We start from the raw sequence: 20,596 nt of genomic DNA on the forward strand, positions 1-20,596 counted from the left end.
TCGGTACAAATTAACGAATAAACGATTCAAGAGTTAAACGTATTAACAATTATTTATTTCCCAGCTTCTTCTAAAGCTTCCCAGAATTCGTAAGCTCTTCTTAAATGCGGGATTACGATTGTTCCTCCAACAAGTGTTGCGATTCCCATTGCTTCCATCATTTCTTCTTTAGAAACACCTTCCTTATAACTCGTTTCTAAATGGTATTTTACACAGTCGTCACAACGCAAAACAGTCGATGCAACTAAACCTAAAAGTTCTTTTGTTTTTACATCAAGAGCTCCTTCTGCATAAGCATTAGTGTCAAGGTTAAAAATTCGCTTTACAATTTTGTTATTGTCAGCTAATAATTTTTCGTTCATTTTAGAACGATAGTCGTTAAATTCTTGAATTAATTCAGACATTGCTTTCTTTTAATTTATTTCTATAAACAATCCTTGAAATCAGGATACTTACTTCGTAGATAAGTAACATTGGTATTGCTACAATAGTCTGGCTCACCACATCTGGAGGAGTCACAATTGCAGCAATAATTAAGATAATTACAACAGCATATTTCCAATATTTTCTTAAAAAATCAGGAGTTACCAATCCTAATTTAGTTAAGAAATAAATGATAATTGGAAGTTCAAAAAACAATCCGCTGGCAAGGATACTCGTTTTTACCATTCCCATATAAGAGTCTAAAGTAAACTGGTTGATTACCATTTCACTAATAGAGAAAGTGGCAACGAAATTCACAGACATTGGGATTACAACATAATAACCAAATATTACTCCTAAAAAGAAAAGTAGTGAAGAAGTGAATATAAACACTTTAGCATTTTTTCTTTCTTTCTCATAAAGTGCAGGACTGATAAATTTCCAAAGTTCCCATAAAATATAAGGGAAACTTAAAATAAATCCAGCCAAAAGACACATCCAGACAAATATATTTACTTGCCCTTCCATTTCAGTATTCTGAATGATAAAGTTTAGTTTGGTAATGCAAATACTGTCTGCAAAACCTAATTGATGTGATAAATCACAAAACCAGACATAAGTAAAAAAACTAGGTCTTGTTGGTCCTAAAATAATTTGATCAAATAAATAATCACTGATAAAATAAGTAACAAATGCCATAATGCATATTGCAATTGTACTTCTAACTAATAACCATCTTAGTTCTTCAAGATGGTCTAAAAATGACATCTCGCCAAGGTTTTTCTTTGCCATTATACGATTCCTTCTTTTAAAATGTCATGTAAATGTAATACTCCTTTGTACTCGCCGTTGTCAGCCACTATAAGCTGTGTAATAGAAAAATCTTCTAAAATATTTAAGGCATCTACTGCCATAGTCTCTGAAGATACTAATTTAGGATTTTTTGACATAATATCTCTTGCAGTTAAATCCGCAATAGTATCTACGTCGTTTAGCATTCTTCGGATGTCTCCATCTGTAATAATTCCGATAATTTTATTGTCTTCAATTACCGCAGTTACACCTAATCTTTTTTCAGAAATTTCGAAAATTGCTTTTTTGATTGAAGTATCTGGAGAAACAGCTGGTTTTAACGAATGCTCGATCATATCTTTTACACGAAGCAAAAGTTTTTTTCCTAAAGCACCTCCCGGATGATAAACCGCAAAATCCTCTGGTTTAAAGTCGCGCATTTCCATTAAACAAACTGCAAGAGCGTCGCCCATTACAAGTTGTGCTGTTGTGCTGTTTGTTGGTGCTAAATTTATAGGACAAGCTTCTGTGTCAACTGTTGTGTTTAAAACATAATCAGAACCTTTAGCCAGAAAAGAAGTTACATTTCCGGTAATAGCAATTAAGGTATTCCCAAAACGTTTTAATAACGGAACCAAAACTTTAATCTCTGGACTGTTACCGCTTTTTGAAATACAGATAATGATATCGTCATTTTGTATCATTCCTAAATCACCGTGAATTGCTTCTGCAGCATGCAAAAACATTGAAGGTGTTCCTGTAGAGTTAAAAGTAGCCACCATTTTTTGAGCAATTATGGCGCTTTTTCCTATACCTGTAACGATCAATCGGCCTTTAGTTTCGTAAATACGTTGTGTTGCTTCGAAGAAATTTTCGTCCAGAAAATCAATTAATTTTATAATTGCTTCACTTTCAGAGAGTATGGTTTTTTTGGCGATTGCCAGTATATTTTCTTTTGAGATCAAAACAGAATATTTAAAATTTGTATGTATAAAAGAAAGTTGTATCTTTATGTGTTGCAAATTTATACAAAAATATCCATTTAAATAAAGAATGAATTCAAACGAAATTGAAATACACAAGGAATTAAAGAAGTATTTCGGCTTTAGCCAATTTAAAGGCTTGCAGGAGCAAGTCATTACGAGTATTTTAGGTAAAACGAATACTTTCGTAATTATGCCTACGGGCGGCGGTAAGTCTCTTTGTTATCAATTACCCGCTTTAATTCAGGACGGAACAGCTATTGTTGTTTCTCCTTTAATTGCTTTGATGAAAAATCAAGTAGATGCGATTCGAAGCCTTTCTTCAGAAACCGGAATTGCACATGTGCTGAATTCCTCTCTTACCAAAACAGAAATTGCACAAGTAAAAAAAGACATCAGTTCTGGTTTAACCAAACTCTTGTATGTTGCTCCCGAATCTTTAACGAAAGAAGAATATGTAGCCTTTTTGCAAAGTGTGCCAATTTCTTTTGTTGCGATTGACGAAGCACACTGTATTTCAGAATGGGGACATGATTTTAGGCCGGAATACAGAAATCTGAGAAGTATAATTAAACAATTAGGTAAAGTACCAATTATTGGACTTACCGCTACTGCAACCCCAAAAGTTCAGGAAGATATTCTTAAAAATCTGGACATGTCTGATGCGAATACTTTTAAAGCATCATTTAACAGACCAAATTTATATTACGAAGTACGTACTAAAACGAAAAATATCGAATCGGATATTATTCGGTTTATCAAACAACATAAAGGCAAATCTGGAATTATTTACTGCTTAAGCCGTAAAAAAGTAGAATCGATTGCCGAAGTTTTACAAGTAAACGGAATCAGCGCTGTTCCTTATCACGCAGGTTTAGATGCCAAAACGAGAGCAAAACATCAGGATATGTTTTTGATGGAAGATGTAGATGTCGTTGTGGCAACAATCGCTTTCGGAATGGGAATCGACAAACCAGACGTTCGTTTTGTAATTCACCACGATATTCCAAAATCATTAGAAAGTTATTATCAGGAAACGGGTCGTGCCGGTCGTGATGGAGGAGAAGGACATTGCTTAGCTTACTACTCTTATAAAGATGTAGAAAAGCTGGAGAAATTCATGTCTGGAAAACCAGTTGCCGAACAGGAAATTGGTTTTGCACTTTTGCAGGAAGTTGTGGCTTACGCCGAAACCTCAATGTCACGCAGAAAATTCCTTCTGCATTATTTCGGAGAAGAATTCGACAGCGAAAATGGAGAAGGTGCTGATATGGACGATAATGTTCGTAACCCAAAAAATAAAATTGAAGCTAAAGAGCAAGTTGTCAAATTACTTGAAATTGTTCGCGACACGAAACATATTTATAAATCAAAAGAAATTGTGTTTACTTTAATTGGCCGAATCAATGCGGTAATTAAAGCACATAAAACAGATATTCAACCTTATTTTGGTTCAGGTTCCGACCATGACGAAAAATACTGGATGGCTTTATTGAGACAAGTTCTCGTAACCGGATATTTATCTAAAGACATCGAAACATACGGGGTTATAAAAATTACGCAGGAAGGTTTAGATTTCATCAAAAAACCGGTTTCATTTATGATGTCTGAAGATCATGAATACAGTGAAGCCGATGACGAAGCAATTGTAGCATCAGCAAAATCATCTGGTACAGCCGATGAAGTTTTAATGGGAATGCTGCGTGAACTTCGTAAAAAAGTAGCCAAAAAACTAGGCGTTCCTCCATTTGTTGTTTTCCAGGATCCTTCTCTAGAAGACATGGCTTTAAAATATCCAATTTCATTAACCGAATTATACAATATTCACGGAGTTGGTGAAGGAAAAGCTAAAAAATACGGAGGTGAATTCGTTACGCTTATCAGCCGATATGTTGAAGATAACGATATCATTCGTCCAGACGATTTAGTTGTAAAATCTACCGGAGTAAACTCTGCCAATAAATTATATATCATTCAAAATATCGATAGAAAATTGCCATTAAGTGATATCGCTTCCGCGAAAGGTTTAACGATGGATGCTTTAATCAAAGAAATGGAGCAAATCGTATATTCTGGAACCAAATTAAATATCAAATATTGGATTGATGATATGCTAGACGATGATCAGCAGGAAGAAATCCACGATTATTTCATGGAGTCAGAATCAGATAAAATCGAAGATGCTTTAAAAGAATTCGACGGCGATTATGATATTGACGAATTGCGATTAATGCGTATTAAGTTTATTAGTGAAGTAGCGAATTAAGGAAAGTATTCAGTAATCAGTTTTTAGTGTTCAGTGAATGCTAAAATAGGTTAGTGAAACAATTTATAAAAAAGTATCAATGATCAGTTTTTTAGCACTCTCTGAACACTAAAAAACTGATTACTGATCACTATAAACTTCCCCACGATGCGGTTTCAAAGCATCTCTTACCTGAATCATATTTTCATCGGTAACAACCATAAAAGCGGTTGCATGCATATCATTCAGAATTGAAAAACCTGTAATATTCAAAGGTAATTTTTCGATTGCGATATATTCTTTCAGGTGAATTTCGTGATGTTCTGCAGTTTTTGCAGAAGCTGGACCACGAAAATCCCAAATCAGTTTTATTTTTCTAGACATTATTTTTAAAGGTGCAAAGGTTCAGAGTGGCAAAGGTACAAAGTCTTTCTTAAAGGTTCTAAGATTCTGAGATACTAAGGTTCTAAGTTTTTTTTAACTGTTCTTGAAGAAATCTTTTTAATCCAAATAATTTGTGGTTAAAAAAGAACAAAGATCACAAAAATGTTAAGTATAAAATCTGTTTATATCTGCGTAAATCTGTGGGCAAATTTTACAATTGATAAAATCTCATTTCAAAATAGTACTTTTGCATCTTCTTTTCATAGAAAGAAAAGCTAATAGAATAAAAAAGATACAATGCCAAGAGAACTTTTACTTCAGGTAACGCCGGAAATTGCAGCAAACGAATCGCTGCTTAAAGATTATTTGTCTAAACAAATAAAAGTTTCTCCGCAGGAAATTCAGCATATAACCATTTTAAAACGTTCGATTGATGCGCGTCAAAAAGCGATTAAAATCAATTTGAAAGTTATTATATATTTAAAAGGAGAAGCTTTTCAGGAAACTAAAATTGAACTTCCTCTATATAAAGATGTTTCTTCTGCCCAAGAAGTAATTGTGGTTGGTGCAGGCCCGGCCGGACTTTTTGCTGCTTTGCAATTAATCGAATTAGGCTTAAAGCCAATTGTAATCGAACGCGGAAAAGATGTTCGCGGACGCCGACGTGATTTAAAAGCAATTAATCGTGAACATATCGTAAACGAAGATTCTAATTACTGTTTTGGAGAAGGTGGAGCCGGAACTTATTCCGATGGGAAACTATATACGCGTTCTAAAAAACGCGGCGATGTAACTAGAATTTTAGAACTTTTAGTAGCTTTTGGCGCTTCAGAAGATATTTTGGTTGAAGCACATCCACATATCGGAACAAATAAACTTCCGAAAATCATTGAAGATATTCGAAATAAAATCATTGAGTTTGGAGGTCAGGTTTTGTTTGATACCAGAGTTACTGATATTTTGGTAAAAAATAATGAAGTTGAAGGAATCGTAACTCAAAACGGAGATAAGATTCTGGCTAATAAATTGATTTTAGCAACCGGACATTCGGCTCGTGATATTTTTGAATTACTGGATAAAAAGAAAATTTTAATCGAAGCAAAACCTTTTGCTTTGGGAGTTCGCGCAGAACATTCACAGGAATTAATTGATAGTATTCAATACAGCTGTGATTATCGCGGTGAACATTTGCCTCCGGCACCCTATTCAATTGTAAAACAAGTAAACGGACGCGGAATGTACTCGTTCTGTATGTGTCCGGGTGGAGTAATTGCACCTTGCGCGACAAGTCCGGGTGAAGTGGTTACAAACGGCTGGTCGCCATCTAAACGTGATCAGGCAACGGCAAATTCAGGAATTGTAATCGAATTGAAATTAGAAGATTTTAAGCCTTTTGCAAAATTTGGTGCTTTGGCTGGGGTTGAATTCCAAAAAAGTATCGAACAAAAAGCTTGGCATTTGGCAGGAAGAACCCAAAAAGTTCCGGCACAACGAATGATCGATTTTACCCAAAATAAAGTTTCGGCTGATATTCCAAAAACTTCTTATGTTCCGGGAACAACTTCGGTTGAAATGGGACAGGTTTTTCCAGGATTTTTATCGCAGATTTTACGTGAAGGTTTCAAGGAATTTGGAAAATCAATGCGTGGTTATTTGACCAACGAAGCCATTTTGCATGCGCCAGAAAGCAGAACTTCGTCACCGGTTAGAATTCCGAGAGATGCTTATACTTTAGAGCATTTACAAATAAAAGGATTGTATCCGTGTGGAGAAGGAGCAGGTTATGCCGGCGGAATTATCTCTGCAGCAATCGATGGTGAAAAATGTGCTTTAATGATTGCTGAATCTTTGAAGTAACTTGTCGATTGGCTTTCTGATTATTAAAATTTGTAATATATTTAGTTTTAATAATTATATGCCCAATGAAAAACTTTTTCTCCAATTTATTTAATAGAAATAATGACCCAAAATCGATTATTTCTTTTGACGTTATAGATCCAATTTATTCGTATTTATATAATGAGCAGTCCAATCTTGAATTTAAAGTAAAAGGAATTCAGGATAATGTTTCGGTCAATCTGTATTATTTTCCCGGTTCACTCGATCATGAAGAAGGAAGGGCAGAGATTAAAAAAGCGGGTTTTAATAATGCTTATGAGGTTTTAAATGAACTTTATAAAAAAATCGATATTGGAGTTCTTTCCCAAGAAACAATAGAACAGGGTTTAGAATACGATTTTATACATATTGAGATTTATTTAGAGCCAAGTGCTGAAGTAAAAAAATATTTGAAACGTGTTGTCAATAACTTTATAATCTTCTTTTGCTGCACAAATAGTCTGGAAACAAACGATTTCAAAATTTTATATTCAGGCAGTCATTTTTTAGATTATACAAAAGGTTTATTAGATGCTGAATTGTTGGATATAAATAATCCTAAAAATGAAACTCAGCAAATTGCAGTTAAAGATTTTAAAATAGTGTTGCAGGGAATCTGTCAGTATTTAAATATCGAAATTCCACAAAGTGTTGAACTTCCTTCATCAGAAAATTTAATAGAAAATGAAGAAGTTACAATAGAAACATTTGAGGAGTTTATCAAATTAGTTTCAAGAGAAAATATCGAAGAAAAAGAACTAAAAAAACAATCAAAAGAGCTTTTCAAAAATTATCAAAAAGATATTAATGAATATCACACAATTATTGAAGGACATTATGATTTGTTCGAAAGCGTAAATGCCTGGAACAGCGACTGGAAATTTGATCCCGAAGATGCTGAATATTTCATTTCTGAAATGATTGGTGAAGATTTAAATTTCGAATATCCAGAAGAGACTTATAGCCATGATTTATTTCCTTACATTCAATCCGCTTTAGAAAAGCATGGTTTGGAATTGATGAGTTATAATACGAATGGTGATAATTATTTATTTTTTATTGCCAATAAAGATGATGTTAGCAGGATTTTAGAATTATCTGAATTGACGAAAATTGAGATTGATAAATTGTAGAATTTGTCATCCTGACGAAAGGAAGGATCACACAAGAAACTCCGCAGAGAATGTCGCCAATCTTTGTCGAATTACTAGTGTGATCCTTCCTTTCGTCAGGATGACAAAATTGAGTGAATGGTTTTTTACGGAATCAAAATAATTTTCCCTGTACTTTTTCGGCTTTCCAGAAAATCATGCGCCAGTTTTCCTTCTGATAATTTAAAAGAAGTGGGTTCAGAAAGTTTAATTTTCCCTTCAATAATCCAATTGAATAATTGTGTGGAACGTTTGATTCTTTCTTCTTTAGAATTTAAATAACTCCATAAATCGCCTCCGGTTAAAGTTTTAGAACCGTCCATTAACATTCTTGGGTCTACAGGTTCAGGATCGCCGCCTGCCATTCCGAAGAAAACAACTTGTCCGCATTCTTTAGTGACTTCGAAGCTTTCTTTTAAAGTGCTTCCGATACTGTCGTAAACAGCATCGACACCATTTGATGCAACTTTAAAAACCTGTGATTTCCAGTCGTCATTATAAAGAAAAACATGATCTGCACCCTGATCAAAACCAACTTTTGCTTTTTCGGCAGATGAGGTTAAGCCAATTACAGTTGCGCCCAGAAGTTTACTGATTTGTGTTAAGATTTGTCCAACTCCGCCCGCAACAGCGTGAATTAAAACTGTTTCATCTTTTGCAGTTTTATGACTGTCTGTAGCTAAATAATGTGCTGTTAAACCTTGTAATAAAACAGAAGCTGCGGTTTCAAACGAAATATTTTCAGCTAAAGGAAGGACATGATTTATATTTACGGCAACCAATTCTGCATTGGCAAAAGGAGCGTCGGCGAAAGCCACACGATCTCCAACTTTATATTCAGGATGATTATTGGCGTCGACAACAATTCCGGCGCCTTCATAACCGGCGATAAAAGGCGGATTTCCTTTTAAATGATAATTCCCTTTTCGTCTGTAAACGTCAGCAAAATTTAACCCGATGGCTTTCATCTCGACTAAAATTTCATCGCTTTTTAATTGTGGATTTGGGATTTCGATATATTCTAAAACATTTGAATCTCCAAAATTAGAGAAGGTAAGTGCTTTCATTTTTTAAATTTTTAGGACTACAAAAGTACGCCAAAATTCAAATTAAAAGCCTCATTTAATTTTTTAAATGAGGCTTTTGAAATGTTTTTTTAGCCACAGATTAAAAAGATTTTCACAGATTATATTTTTAAGTTTTAAACTTTCAAAAAATCCTTATAATCCTTTTAATCTGTGGCAAAAAATAAATTAAATTTTTGGAAATTTCATTTCGTTAAAAGTGCTTTTTTGTTTGGCCAACGCTTCAACATCCTGCCATTTTCTTGGAGATTCGGCTGAAAGATTTTCGTAGGAATCTTTTTTGATTAAAATATCATCCTCGATACGAACACCAATATTCCACCATTTTTTATCACATTTGCTGTTTGCCGGAATATAAATTCCAGGTTCAACGGTCAAAATCATATTTTCTTTCAGCGTTCCCATATAATTTCCTTTATCGTGAACATCTAAACCAAGAAAATGCGAACAACCGTGCGGGTAATAAATTCTGGCATCTTTAGGATCTGTAATAATTCCTAATTTGATTAACCCTGCAGCTACAACTTCTCTGGATCTTTTGGTTAAATCCTGAATTGGAGTTCCTTCTTTACAAAGTTTAAAAACTTCTTCCTGAGCGTCGTAAACGATTTGATAAATTGCTTTTTGCTCTTCGGTAAATTTTCCGTTTGCCGGAATTGTTCTCGTAACATCGGCAGAATAACCGTGGTATTCAGAACCAACATCCATTAACAATAATTGATTGTCGATTTTTACTGCATTGTTTTCTCCATAATGTAAAATACATCCGTTTGCTCCGGCGCCAACAATTGGCGGATAGCCTTCGCCTTCGGCACCATATTTTCTGTGAATGTAAGCGTGAATCCCATCGGCTTCGTTTTCGCTCATATCCGGACCAACTGCTTTCATCACTTCGTTATGGGCAACGCATGAAAGTTTTACTGTTTTACGCATTAAAACCATTTCTTCGGGCGTTTTTATTTCGCGAAGTGAGTTGGTAATGTTAGTAAACAATTCTACAGAAGCTTCATTTTCTTTTTCAATTCCAGCCTTAGTTTTGAAAGATTGTAATAAAGAATATAAGTTATCGATATTTTTACTGCTTTCAACATCTGTTGGAATGTTATCGTAAATCACTTTGTCGAATTTTTTAAAATCAATAGCAAAATCGTTGAAATCTTTTCCGTTGTAAACTGTTGTAAAACCTAGTTTAGATTTTGCGCCTTCAACTCCTAAACGTCTTCCCGTCCACATTTCTCTGTTGGCATTTCGTTCTCTTACAAATAATACTTCATTGTATTTTTCAGTTCCCTGCTCTTCTTTAAAAATCAATAAAACGGCATCAGGTTCTTTATATCCGGCTAGATAATACATATCTGGATTTGCGTGGTAATTGTAATTAACGTCTTTTGAAAAAACTCTTTCCGGATAAGAAAAAACTACGGCTACAGAATTTGCCGGCATTAAATTTCTGAAAGCTTCACGGCGGCCTTTGTGAAATTCTTTTGAAAGATAATCTGTTGGAAGGTTTTCCTGTGCCTGAATTTGGAATGCACTAATTAAGAAGGCAAAGAATAAAAGAAATGGCTTCATTTTTTTTGGTTTTTTATTGATGATTTTTTGTTTTTTGATTGATGCAAATTACAAAAAAAATGTAATCACCTATTAGAATTTAAATGGCTGATTAATATTTTTTAAAATAAAATAACGTAAATTAGATGTCAGAAAATTACTATTTGTATTTGAGATCCGGTTGATAGTGAAGCACACTATTTTTGACTGAATTTTAATAAGGCATGGATATTGTACTGTAATTTTAATCTTAAAAAACTAATTATATAATTTTAAAAAGTAAATTTTATGAAAAAGTGTACTCTTGCAATCGTTTCGATTTTAACCTTATTAATAACTTCATGTACGGCATCAAAGGATACAAAAGGTACAGCTAATATTTATGATACAACTTGGGAGTTAGAATATATTTCGGGACCAAGAATTGCTTTTGAAGGGTTGTATCCAAATAAAAAACCACAGCTTACTTTTGATGAGAAAGAAAAAAAAGTTTATGGTAATAACGGATGTAACGGCTATAGTGCACCATACACTTTAAGTGGAAAATCTTTAACGTTTGGAGAAGCGGGACCCACTACAATGATGTTTTGTGAAGGCGGTGGAGAACAGCAATTTTTAAAACAAATTGGAAAAATCACCAGTTATTCTATTGATAAAGATGGAAAACTAAATTTAATTGAGGGCAATGTGCCAATGATGAGATTTAAAAAAGTAGCTAAGCAATAGTTTTAAAATCTATATAAGAAAAGGGGAAATGATTTTCATTTCCCCTTTTTTATTAACTGTTGTTTTGTTTCTTTTTCAGTTTGTCTTTGAAAACTTTTTCAAATTTTTCTATTTTCGGCTGAATCACCATTCTGCAATACGGCTGATTTTTATTATTTGCATAATAGTTTTGATGGTAATCTTCGGCTTTATAAAAAACTTTAAAAGGCTCGATTTTTGTCACAACCGGATTATTGTACACTTTTGCTTTGTTTAATTCGGCAATAATGCTTTCGGCAGCTTTTTTCTGTTCGGCATTTTTGTAGAAAATTACAGAACGGTATTGCGTTCCAACATCAGCGCCCTGACGGTTTAAAGTTGTAGGATCGTGAACAGTAAAAAAGACTTTAAAGATTTCATTAATGTCAGTTACGTTTTTGTCATACGTAATTTGTACAACTTCGGCATGACCGGTTTCTCCCGTACAAACTTCTTCATAAGTAGGATTAGCTACATTTCCTCCAGAAAATCCCGAAACGACAGATTTTACTCCGTCCAGATTTTCGTAAACAGCTTCAACACACCAATAGCATCCTCCGCCAAGGGTAATAGTTTCCAAATCTGGTTTTTTATTTTGTGAAAAACCGCTTATTGATAAAGCAAAAAGGCAGATTAAAAGTATATTTTTCATTTGTATATTATTTAGTATCAGGAATAAAATCAAGAGCAATCGAATTCATGCAGTAACGTTTTCCGGTTGGTTCCGGTCCATCATCAAACAAGTGGCCTAAATGTCCGCCACAGCGTCCGCAAAGCGCTTCGATTCTTTCCATTCCAAGTGAATTATCATTTTTGTAAACCACACTTTTTTTGTTGTCTTGTTCAAAAAAACTAGGCCAACCGCAGCTGCTTGAAAATTTAGCAGTCGATCTAAAAAGTAAATTCCCGCAAGAAGCGCAGTAGTAAGTTCCTTTTTCATCTGTGTTCCAGTATTTTCCCGTAAAAGGTCTTTCGGTATCAGCCTCACGCATTACGGCATAAACATCTTCGGGCAGGACCTTTTTCCATTCGGTGTTGCTTACATTTAGTTTAGTCGTATCGGTATTCGAATAATAAGGATTTCCGGGTTTACTTATTTTGTTTTCCATAGTAATCGTTTTTGCAGGTTGTTTTTTTGTGTTTTGTCCGCATGCCTGTAAAATAAAAAGCGGAATTAAAAAGCAAATGCTGAAAATTAAGTTTTTAGATTTCATAAATTCTTGGGAGATTAATCTTGTGTTTCAAAGATACGGCGAGTTTTATCTTCGAAATGTCGCCTATATTACAATTGAGATATATTTAAGTATGTTTTAACTTTTTATTAGTTACGTAAAACAAGGCAATGTAGTTTTTATGTCTTAATTTTAACAGCTTTTAATTTTTAGCATAATTTATTGTACTGTAAATCAGAAAAATAGAAATTACGTTCAATTTAAGCTTTTGACAATCTTAGAACAGCGTTTTTAAGCGATTTCTTTTTTCGTATTTTTGTTTGCTTAAGAAGCCTTATGACAGAAGAAAACGTAATATTAGTTAATCAAAACGATGAACAAATTGGCTTAATGCCAAAACTAGAAGCACATGAAAAAGCAGTCTTGCATCGTGCATTTTCGGTTTTTATTTTAAATAATAAAAATGAAATCATGCTGCAGCAGCGCGCTCACCATAAATACCATTCTCCTTTACTGTGGACAAATACTTGCTGCAGTCACCAACGCGAAGGTGAAACGAATATTGAAGCAGGAAGCCGAAGATTGTTTGAAGAAATGGGTTTTAAAGCAGAGTTAAAAGAGCTGTTTCATTTTATTTATAAAGCTCCTTTTGACAACGGTTTAACTGAGCATGAATTAGATCACGTTATGATTGGCTATTATAATGAAGAGCCAAATATAAATCCGGATGAAGTAGAAGACTGGAAATGGATGAGTATTGAAGATGTTAAAGCAGATATTGAAAAACAGCCCGAAATTTATACCGTATGGTTTAAGATAATTTTTGATGAATTTGATCATTATCTCGAAGACCATAAATTATAACCAAACCAACCAAAGACCTAAATGAGAGTAACCATATCAAGAAAAGCGCATTTTAATGCTGCACATCGATTGCATAGGAAAGATTGGTCATTAGAAAAAAACAATGCCGTTTTTGGAAAATGCAATAATCCCAATTTTCATGGTCATAATTATGGTTTAACAGTAAGTGTTACAGGAAAAATTGACCCGGAAACTGGTTTTGTTTTAGATGTGAAAGTATTAGCGGATATTATACTGGAAGAAGTAGAAATTCCGTTTGATCACAAAAACCTGAATCTGGACGTTCCGGAATTTCAGGATTTGAATCCAACTGCAGAAAATATTGCGGTTGTGATATGGAATAAAATTAGAAAAAGAATTCAGCCCGATTTTGATTTAGAAATCGTGCTTTATGAAACAGACCGCAATTTTGTAACTTATAAAGGAGAATAATAAATGTCATTAAAAATAGGAGATATAGTTCCGAATTTTACTGCAAAAGATAGTCACGGAGAAGTTTTTGAAAGCAAAAGTGTTTTAGGACGAAAACCTTTAGTGATTTATTTTTACCCAAAAGATAATACGCCAGGCTGTACAACGGAAGCTTGCAGCTTTAGAGATCAATATGAAGATTTTGCAGCCTTAGGTGCAGAAGTAATTGGTATAAGTGCCGATAGTGTAAAATCGCACCATAAATTTGCCAATAAACATAAACTGCCGTTCATTTTACTTTCAGATCAGGATAAAAGATTAAGACAGCTTTTTGGTGTGAAAAATAATCTGTTTGGACTTTTACCGGGAAGAGTAACTTTTATTATTGACAGAAACGGAGTGGTTATTTATATTTTTGATAGTATGAATGCCGCAAAACATATTCCGAAAGCACTGGAAATAATAAAAGAATTAGTATTGTAGATTTAGAAAATAGTATTACATCATTGTTTAATTAATATAGATATTAGCCGAAAACTTAAAAATTATGAAACCAGAAAAATTATATCCGCTTCAATTTGAACCAATCCTGAAAGAAAGAATCTGGGGTGGAGAGAAGTTAAAAACATTATTAAACAAACCAATCACTTCTAAAATTACTGGCGAAAGCTGGGAATTGTCTACAGTAGAAGGTGATGTAAGTACTGTTGCTAACGGAGATTTAAAAGGAAAATCATTAATGGAACTTATTGATGAAACTCCAAATGAAATTTTAGGAACGAGAGTTTACGAGCGTTTTGGAAAACAATTTCCATTACTTTTTAAATATTTAGATGCACGCGAAGATCTTTCGATTCAGGTTCATCCAAACGATAAATTAGCAAAAGAACGTCATAACTCATTTGGTAAAACTGAAATGTGGTACGTAATGCAGGCTGATACTGATTCCAGAATTATTGTTGGTTTTAAGGAAAACTCCAGTAAAGAGGAATATTTAAAACATTTACATGATAATACTTTAGTTTCTATTTTAGATGGTGTAAAGGCAAAAGCCGGAGACGTTTTCTTTTTAGAAACAGGAACTGTTCACGCAATTGGTGCCGGTTTAGTGGTTGCCGAAATTCAGCAGACATCTGATATTACGTATCGTTTATATGATTTTGATCGTGTAGATGCTCAGGGAAATAAAAGAGAGCTTCATGTAGATTTAGCACTTGATGCAATTAACTACAATAAAGTTGATACACAAAAGAAATACGATACAAAGGCAAATACATCAAACGTAGTTGTAGATTGTCCTTATTTCACGACAAATTTTATTCCGTTAGAAGACAAAGTGGGAGTTTCAAAATCTGGAGAAACTTTTACGGTTTATATGTGTATCGAAGGAAGTTTTGAAATAGAATATGCGGGGTTTAGTGGTACTTATGTGAAAGGAGATACAATTTTGGTTCCGGCAACTGTAAATAAATTTATTTTGGATGGAAATGCTTCAATTTTAGAAATTTACATTTCATAGCACTTAATCTAAAGATTATGTGTATTTTTGCAGACGCAAATTAAAATTATAATAAAAAATGGCAAACGTTAAGAATTTAAAGAAAGACATCAATTTTGTATTAGGAGATATTATTGAGGCAGTTTATTTGTTTGAGATGTCTACAACAGGAAATCCTACTCCAGAAACGAATGCTTTAATCGATGAGGCTATTGCTGCATTTGATACTTTGATTACAAAAGTGAACGCTAAAAACGTTGAAAATAAAAAAGCACACTTCAAACAAATCAATGTTGAATTAGAACAAACTGCTAATCAATTGATTGAAAAAATCAACGCATTGTAAGCAAAAAAAAGTGTAAAAAAGTGCAAATTTATTTTGGGAAAACGAAAAACCGCTTTATATTTGCACCCGTAATGAGGCCGATGTAGCTCAGCTGGCTAGAGCAGCTGATTTGTAATCAGCAGGTCGTGGGTTCGAGTCCCTCTATCGGCTCAACGGAAAACCATCACAGAAATGTGGTGGTTTTTTTAATTATAGAGAGAGGTGTGAAATTATTTTTGGAAATTTAAAAAACAATTTTATCTTTGCACCCGTAATAAAAAAATAGGCCGATGTAGCTCAGCTGGCTAGAGCAGCTGATTTGTAATCAGCAGGTCGTGGGTTCGAGTCCCTCTATCGGCTCAAAAAAACCATCACAGATTGTGATGGTTTTTTTATGCCTCAAAAATTCCAATTTATATAAGTTTTACAAAATACAATTGTAGTATAATTTCCTTATGTTTGTTTCTTAACCAAAACATATAAAAAATGGAAGAAACCTCAGTATTTGAAAAATTTGAGATGCAGCTCGATTCAACTGCAAAAGACTTTTTAAGAGAAGCTACTAAGTGGGCTTATTTCTTGGCTATTATGGGCTTTATAGGAATTGCTTTTTTAGTGATTATTGCAATTTTTGCAGGAGCAATTTTCTCTACGATGGCAAGTACGGTACCAGGAATGGGGATTTATGGCGGTTCTTTTGGCGCAATCATAAGTTTTGTTTATTTATTACTTGCGGTTCTTTATTTCTTCCCGGTTTATTATTTATTTAAGTTTGCTTCAAATGGAAAAAAAGCTTTTAGAGAGAGTGATTCAGAAGCCTTGACAGCATCATTTGGATACTTAAAATCTCATTACAAATTCGTCGGAATTTTTACGATTATATTGTTGTCTTTATACGGGCTAATAATTGTATTTGCTGCTTTAGGAGGGCTTTTAGCAAGATAATTTTTTCTTAAAAATTAAGCATAAAAAAAACGCCCTGAAATTCAGGGCGCTTTTTTTTTATGTATTACTCTGCTGCTGCAGGAGTTTTTTGTTCTTCTTTTTTAATTTCAGCTACATATTTAGTAAGCTTTTTTCCGTAAAGTGACTGTGCTACTTTTGGAGTCATTGATTTTTGAATCGTATCAAGAAATTTGATGTTGATGTCATAAATCTCTGCTAAAGCAATATAAGGCGATACTTCGTGATCTTTATTGTTAATGGCAAAGTTTGTAGCATACAAATATTTTCTTTTAATATTTGACTGTTGTTTTGCGTCAATACTGTCAATGGCTTTTTGATCTTGTCTTTTAATCGCTTTAAATCTAGCCTCAACCATTGATAGGTTCTCATCAATAAAACGAGAATTTACTTTTTTGTATTCTTCGAATAACTCCTGATTTTTAGATCCGGTAATTTTTGCGCTCGAAATGAAATTATCTAAATTAGTATCAATGTTGATATTTCCCGGTTCAGCAAAGAATAAAATATTATTGTCTAAAGAATTCGTTACGCCGCGATCTAAAAACAGATAAAGCATTTCTGGAGATTCTAATTTGATGTCTCTTTCAAATGAAGCATTTCCGTCAATTTTAACACTGTCGATAGCAACAAGTGATGTATCAACGATTCTTTGAATATATAAAGTTCCGGTTTTTAAACCTTTTATATTTCCTGTAAGGTGTAAGTTATCTGCAGCAGATTCTTTTTTGCTACAAGATGCAAGCAGTGCAAGAGTAACAAAGGCAATAATTGATTTTTTCATTAGTTTATTGGATTTTGGTGCAAAATAAAGAAAATAGTTTGAATGTAAATAAGTCACCGTAAATTTTTATAAAAAATAAAAATCCCAATCTATTTCTAAATTGGGATCTCTATATTTTTTTAAAAATGAATTGGTTACATTGCTAAAGTGTAAGTCGCTCCATCTTCATGCGTATAAGTATATTTAGCGTCGCAGTCATTGTTTCCATAATCAATAACACCGTTTAAATATCCGCCTTGAATTTTTAATTTTCCTTTAGATACATACTCGCAAGAATATTTTTTAATTAAGGTTTCTTGTACAGTTAAAGTCAAAGCTCCTCCTTTTTCTGTAGTAACAGTATGAGTTCCCTCTGGCATTTCATAAATGTTATCTTCTAATACGTATGGAGTATCAACACCAGCAGTTTGTTTTATGGTGTGTGTGCCTGAATTGGTAAAAACTCTTCCAAGTAAATCTGTAAATTTCCCGTTTGTTACTTTTCTGCTCCATTGCGGTACAGTTGCAACAGTAGTTGTGTTAGTATATTCTATAGTTCCTTCCAGTTTGTATCCGTTTATAGAATAATCAATTCTTTCTACCGTCATTTTACTTCCGGTTGTAATTATCGGACCAGAAAGTGTAATTTTTAGTTTTCCTTTTCTTGTAATTTGATTTATTGTGCATCCTGTGCCGTAATCAACAGTAAAGACTTTTGGATAAGCAGTTTCGTTTGGAGTTGTAATTGTAATATTGGCACAAGTTCCGGGAGAAGTTTCAGATGTTTTTGCAGCAGGATTTGTATTTGATACAGTCAATCCTGTTTTAACATCCATTTCATTTATAGCATCAATTACAACAGATGCGCTGACAGCTGTTGTGTCTGCCTGATTGACAACTTCGTCGCTCGAACATGAAACGTAAATAAATGCCGAAGCAAACATTACAGAAAGTAAAATAGCCGTTTTTTTCATATTGGTTTTTGTTTAAGATTAGATTAAAGGCATTCAAATGTAATAAAAAAAATAATTCACAAAAAAAATCCTGAAAATTCTACTTTCAGGATTTTGGTTTTTAATTATTTGTAAATCAGTTGTTTTTAAACAGTTTTGTAATATTCACTTTTTGCTTTTCTGATTTTTTTATATTCTTCCCAATCAAATTTGTTTAAGAACTCTGCCGCTTTTTGCGCTCCGCGAATAAACAAATCAATTTTGGCATCATCAGTAAGATTAAAATTCAGCCAGTTGTGGTTTCCGGTATCAATATATCCTATCAGATTTTTAAAATCAGGGTTTTTTCTCAAAAATTCAGAGTCATAACCAAATCGAGCGGTGTCAAACATAGAGCTTATCACGTTGGTTATTTTTTCGTTTGTATTGATTTCATTTTTATCATATCCGAGTTTTATGCCAAAAGTAGGCGATGCCGGAACATTCATATTTTCATGAAAAATATCAATAGGAAAATTTGAAATTATCCCGCCATCCATAAACATAACTTCTGACGGAACCGATGCGCGTAAACAGGTTGCTTCGTTCCATTTATTCCAGGCTTCAATACCACCGGGAATATTTTTAATTCTAAAGGGAGTAAAGAAAAGCGGAATTGACATAGAAGCTCTCACAAAATCGGCTGGATTTTGAACATCGGGATTAGAATAAAACAAGTCAATCATTTTAGGGAAAATAATTTTGCTTTCTGTAGTTATGTCAGCGGTTATTATGGCTATTTCACTCCAATGATCTTGTCTCGTATAATCTTCTTTATCGCCAAGTTTTACTTTGTTAATTCGGAATAATTTATTGTCGTTTGAAACGCCTTTTTCTCGCAGTGCTTTTAAGTCACCATAATTTTTAATTCCTTTCTGCGAAAGCAAATTAGTCATCCATTGATGAAAATTAGTGCCGGGATTTAATCCTAAATCATCTTTAAAATTATCTACAACCTGACAGCCTTTCATAACTAGTTTAAGATTTCCGGCATCGCTTAATAAAGCGTCAATAAATTCGCGTGCATCGTGATCGCCATCCACAAAATCGTATAAATTCTTATTACATAGACATTCTAAAATCCATTCTGACTTTGTAATGTCAATTGGTCCGGCAGCCGCCATCAGCATAGTGTTAATACTTCCGGCCGATGTTCCGGCTAAACTTAGAAACCTGATTCCTACTTGTTCTAAAACATAAACATATCCAACCAATGCAACACCAAGAACTCCGCCGCCTTCCTGAACTAAATCTACATATTCGTTACCGTTTGCATCTACAATATCAGAGAATTTCTTTTTCTTCTCTTTAATTTGTTCCTTTAAATCTTTTATAATCGATAATACTTCACCATTGTGTATAAACTTTTCTTTCTCCATGATTTCCAGAATTTAGGTTTTAGGTTTGTTTTTGCAAAATAATTTTATTTAATTGTTTGATTTTCAGATGTGTAAAATTATAAATTCGATTATCGGCATAAAAGGGGAGAATTACCCTTTTTTAAGATATTTGAAATTAGTATAGAGCAAAAAAAATCCCGCAGAAATTAATCTGCAGGATTGTAAAATATCTTGAGGAGTTGTTTACAATGATTTTAGATTTTCAACAGCTTCGACTGCGTAATCCTGATATCCAAAAATGGAATAATCAACAAACATATTACCTGTTAAATCAGGAATATCTTGGCGGTCTCTAATTCCGTTTGGATAATCTAATTTTTCAATGAAAGAAGTCAGGTAATAACCAATTTGGTCATCTTTTTTATTTTTTGCGATATCTAAAATTACTCCGACAACTAGTTTAGAAAGTTCGACAACAGCTCCGCTAACAGGATTACTTGCTTTTGCGAGTGCCTGTATTCCTTTTGTAATAGTATCAACATTAGAATCTGTTAAGACCGATTTGATTAATCCGGCATTATCACGGGTTTTTTTATCTAATTCAACAGCAACGATCTGCCAGCTAAAATCTTGTGGAATTTTTTCGTCTTTGTAAACAATATATCCTGTGTCTCCAAAAGTGATAATGCTTTTGTCTTTTACTTTGTCGATAGTCATTAAAATTCTGGATTGGATAACTCTTGATACAGAATCTTTAATGATTTCTTTTTTTCGATCTTCATCATTGGTTTCAAAAAATTCATTTAGATTCGGCAAACTATCATTTGATTGGTTTATAAAACTCATGAATTGGATTTCACCTTTTCCTATTATATCACCATTTTTGATGATTCTTAATTTGTTTAGTCTTACATAAAACATAATCTTAGAATTTATTTGCCTACTCTGTTTGGGATTTTTGGCTCGCTCCGGTTATAAGTTCCTATTGTTTGTAATAGAAAAAAAGATTAAAGAAAACGGAGTTAAAAATAT

General features: G+C 33.4%; 22 protein-coding genes and 2 tRNA genes. 12 read left to right on the top strand and 12 right to left on the bottom strand.

Features of this window, described 5'->3' with window-relative positions; all coding sequences use genetic code 11:
• Positions 1-53: 53 nt before the first annotated feature.
• The 3 genes from J2Y38_RS13670 to J2Y38_RS13680 are packed head-to-tail and all read right to left on the bottom strand — an operon-like array spanning position 54 to position 2,180.
• A complete protein-coding gene (locus J2Y38_RS13670) occupies positions 54-404 on the bottom strand; it encodes a carboxymuconolactone decarboxylase family protein (protein ID WP_057124221.1) in 351 nt (116 codons plus the stop codon).
• Entirely contained in the window at positions 397-1,215 is an 819-nt protein-coding gene (gene tatC, locus J2Y38_RS13675; protein WP_309843449.1) for a twin-arginine translocase subunit TatC, read from the bottom strand. Before tatC ends, J2Y38_RS13670 begins: the two co-directional genes overlap by 8 nt.
• Entirely contained in the window at positions 1,215-2,180 is a 966-nt protein-coding gene (locus J2Y38_RS13680) for a KpsF/GutQ family sugar-phosphate isomerase (protein WP_309843451.1), read from the bottom strand. The genes tatC and J2Y38_RS13680 overlap by 1 nt, the downstream gene beginning before the upstream one ends.
• 88 nt (positions 2,181-2,268) lie before the next feature.
• On the opposite strand from J2Y38_RS13680, the gene recQ reads away from it, so the two are divergent.
• The gene (gene recQ, locus J2Y38_RS13685) at positions 2,269-4,464 is read left to right on the top strand and encodes a DNA helicase RecQ (protein WP_309843453.1); all 2,196 of its coding nucleotides are present in this window, start codon (positions 2,269-2,271) and stop codon (positions 4,462-4,464) included.
• Between the two features lie 120 nt (positions 4,465-4,584).
• Here recQ and J2Y38_RS13690 read toward each other — a convergent pair whose 3' ends face one another.
• Positions 4,585-4,827 (bottom strand): hypothetical protein, encoded by a 243-nt coding sequence (locus J2Y38_RS13690; protein ID WP_309843454.1) that lies wholly within the window; start codon positions 4,825-4,827, stop codon positions 4,585-4,587.
• A 297-nt stretch (positions 4,828-5,124) separates the two neighbouring features.
• On the opposite strand from J2Y38_RS13690, the gene J2Y38_RS13695 reads away from it, so the two are divergent.
• Positions 5,125-6,684 (top strand): NAD(P)/FAD-dependent oxidoreductase, encoded by a 1,560-nt coding sequence (locus J2Y38_RS13695; RefSeq protein ID WP_232680829.1) that lies wholly within the window; start codon positions 5,125-5,127, stop codon positions 6,682-6,684.
• Between the two features lie 65 nt (positions 6,685-6,749).
• The gene (locus J2Y38_RS13700) at positions 6,750-7,838 is read left to right on the top strand and encodes a hypothetical protein (RefSeq protein ID WP_309843456.1); all 1,089 of its coding nucleotides are present in this window, start codon (positions 6,750-6,752) and stop codon (positions 7,836-7,838) included.
• A 125-nt stretch (positions 7,839-7,963) separates the two neighbouring features.
• Here J2Y38_RS13700 and J2Y38_RS13705 read toward each other — a convergent pair whose 3' ends face one another.
• On the bottom strand, positions 7,964-8,923 hold the full coding sequence (locus J2Y38_RS13705; protein ID WP_309843457.1) for a quinone oxidoreductase: 960 nt from the start codon (positions 8,921-8,923) through the stop codon (positions 7,964-7,966).
• Between the two features lie 186 nt (positions 8,924-9,109).
• On the bottom strand, positions 9,110-10,513 hold the full coding sequence (locus J2Y38_RS13710; RefSeq protein ID WP_309843460.1) for an aminopeptidase P N-terminal domain-containing protein: 1,404 nt from the start codon (positions 10,511-10,513) through the stop codon (positions 9,110-9,112).
• A 267-nt stretch (positions 10,514-10,780) separates the two neighbouring features.
• Here J2Y38_RS13710 and J2Y38_RS13715 point away from each other — a divergent pair, with 267 nt between their 5' ends.
• Positions 10,781-11,218: an META domain-containing protein gene (locus J2Y38_RS13715; protein WP_309843462.1), complete on the top strand. Its 438-nt coding sequence runs from the start codon at positions 10,781-10,783 to the stop codon at positions 11,216-11,218.
• Between the two features lie 52 nt (positions 11,219-11,270).
• On the opposite strand, the gene msrA is transcribed toward J2Y38_RS13715, so the two are convergent.
• Positions 11,271-11,888, bottom strand: a complete 618-nt coding sequence (gene msrA, locus J2Y38_RS13720) for a peptide-methionine (S)-S-oxide reductase MsrA (RefSeq protein ID WP_309843465.1) — start codon at positions 11,886-11,888, stop codon at positions 11,271-11,273.
• Positions 11,889-11,895: 7 nt separating this feature from the next.
• Positions 11,896-12,450, bottom strand: coding sequence for a peptide-methionine (R)-S-oxide reductase MsrB (msrB, locus tag J2Y38_RS13725; protein WP_309843467.1), 555 nt, complete (start codon positions 12,448-12,450; stop codon positions 11,896-11,898).
• A gap of 294 nt (positions 12,451-12,744) precedes the next feature.
• On the opposite strand from msrB, the gene idi reads away from it, so the two are divergent.
• The 8 genes from idi (at position 12,745) to J2Y38_RS13765 (ending at position 16,451) form a co-directional block, all read left to right on the top strand.
• Positions 12,745-13,272, top strand: coding sequence for an isopentenyl-diphosphate Delta-isomerase (idi, locus tag J2Y38_RS13730; RefSeq protein WP_053470925.1), 528 nt, complete (start codon positions 12,745-12,747; stop codon positions 13,270-13,272).
• Positions 13,273-13,293: 21 nt separating this feature from the next.
• Positions 13,294-13,704 (top strand): 6-carboxytetrahydropterin synthase, encoded by a 411-nt coding sequence (locus J2Y38_RS13735; protein WP_053470926.1) that lies wholly within the window; start codon positions 13,294-13,296, stop codon positions 13,702-13,704.
• Positions 13,705-13,707: 3 nt separating this feature from the next.
• A complete protein-coding gene (locus J2Y38_RS13740) occupies positions 13,708-14,166 on the top strand; it encodes a peroxiredoxin (RefSeq protein ID WP_309843472.1) in 459 nt (152 codons plus the stop codon).
• Positions 14,167-14,230: 64 nt separating this feature from the next.
• Positions 14,231-15,202, top strand: a complete 972-nt coding sequence (locus J2Y38_RS13745) for a type I phosphomannose isomerase catalytic subunit (RefSeq protein WP_309843473.1) — start codon at positions 14,231-14,233, stop codon at positions 15,200-15,202.
• 58 nt (positions 15,203-15,260) lie between these two features.
• On the top strand, positions 15,261-15,527 hold the full coding sequence (locus J2Y38_RS13750) for a hypothetical protein (RefSeq protein ID WP_012022371.1): 267 nt from the start codon (positions 15,261-15,263) through the stop codon (positions 15,525-15,527).
• Between the two features lie 76 nt (positions 15,528-15,603).
• A tRNA-Thr gene (locus J2Y38_RS13755) sits at positions 15,604-15,677 on the top strand.
• A gap of 115 nt (positions 15,678-15,792) precedes the next feature.
• A tRNA-Thr gene (locus J2Y38_RS13760) sits at positions 15,793-15,866 on the top strand.
• A gap of 126 nt (positions 15,867-15,992) precedes the next feature.
• A complete protein-coding gene (locus J2Y38_RS13765) occupies positions 15,993-16,451 on the top strand; it encodes a DUF5362 family protein (RefSeq protein WP_309843479.1) in 459 nt (152 codons plus the stop codon).
• Positions 16,452-16,515: 64 nt separating this feature from the next.
• Here the strand turns inward: J2Y38_RS13765 and J2Y38_RS13770 are convergent, their stop codons facing one another.
• From J2Y38_RS13770 to J2Y38_RS13785, 4 genes are all read right to left on the bottom strand, one after another.
• Positions 16,516-17,253 carry a DUF4369 domain-containing protein gene (locus tag J2Y38_RS13770; RefSeq protein ID WP_309843481.1) on the bottom strand — a complete coding sequence of 246 codons (738 nt, stop codon included), beginning with the start codon at positions 17,251-17,253 and terminating at the stop codon, positions 16,516-16,518.
• Between the two features lie 134 nt (positions 17,254-17,387).
• The gene (locus tag J2Y38_RS13775) at positions 17,388-18,206 is read right to left on the bottom strand and encodes a hypothetical protein (protein ID WP_309843483.1); all 819 of its coding nucleotides are present in this window, start codon (positions 18,204-18,206) and stop codon (positions 17,388-17,390) included.
• 125 nt (positions 18,207-18,331) lie between these two features.
• Positions 18,332-19,603 (bottom strand): patatin-like phospholipase family protein, encoded by a 1,272-nt coding sequence (locus J2Y38_RS13780; RefSeq protein WP_309843485.1) that lies wholly within the window; start codon positions 19,601-19,603, stop codon positions 18,332-18,334.
• A 204-nt stretch (positions 19,604-19,807) separates the two neighbouring features.
• Positions 19,808-20,485 (bottom strand): hypothetical protein, encoded by a 678-nt coding sequence (locus J2Y38_RS13785; RefSeq protein WP_309843488.1) that lies wholly within the window; start codon positions 20,483-20,485, stop codon positions 19,808-19,810.
• Positions 20,486-20,596: the final 111 nt, after the last annotated feature.

The organism is Flavobacterium sp. 2755, from assembly GCF_031455715.1.
GTDB lineage: Bacteria > Bacteroidota > Bacteroidia > Flavobacteriales > Flavobacteriaceae > Flavobacterium.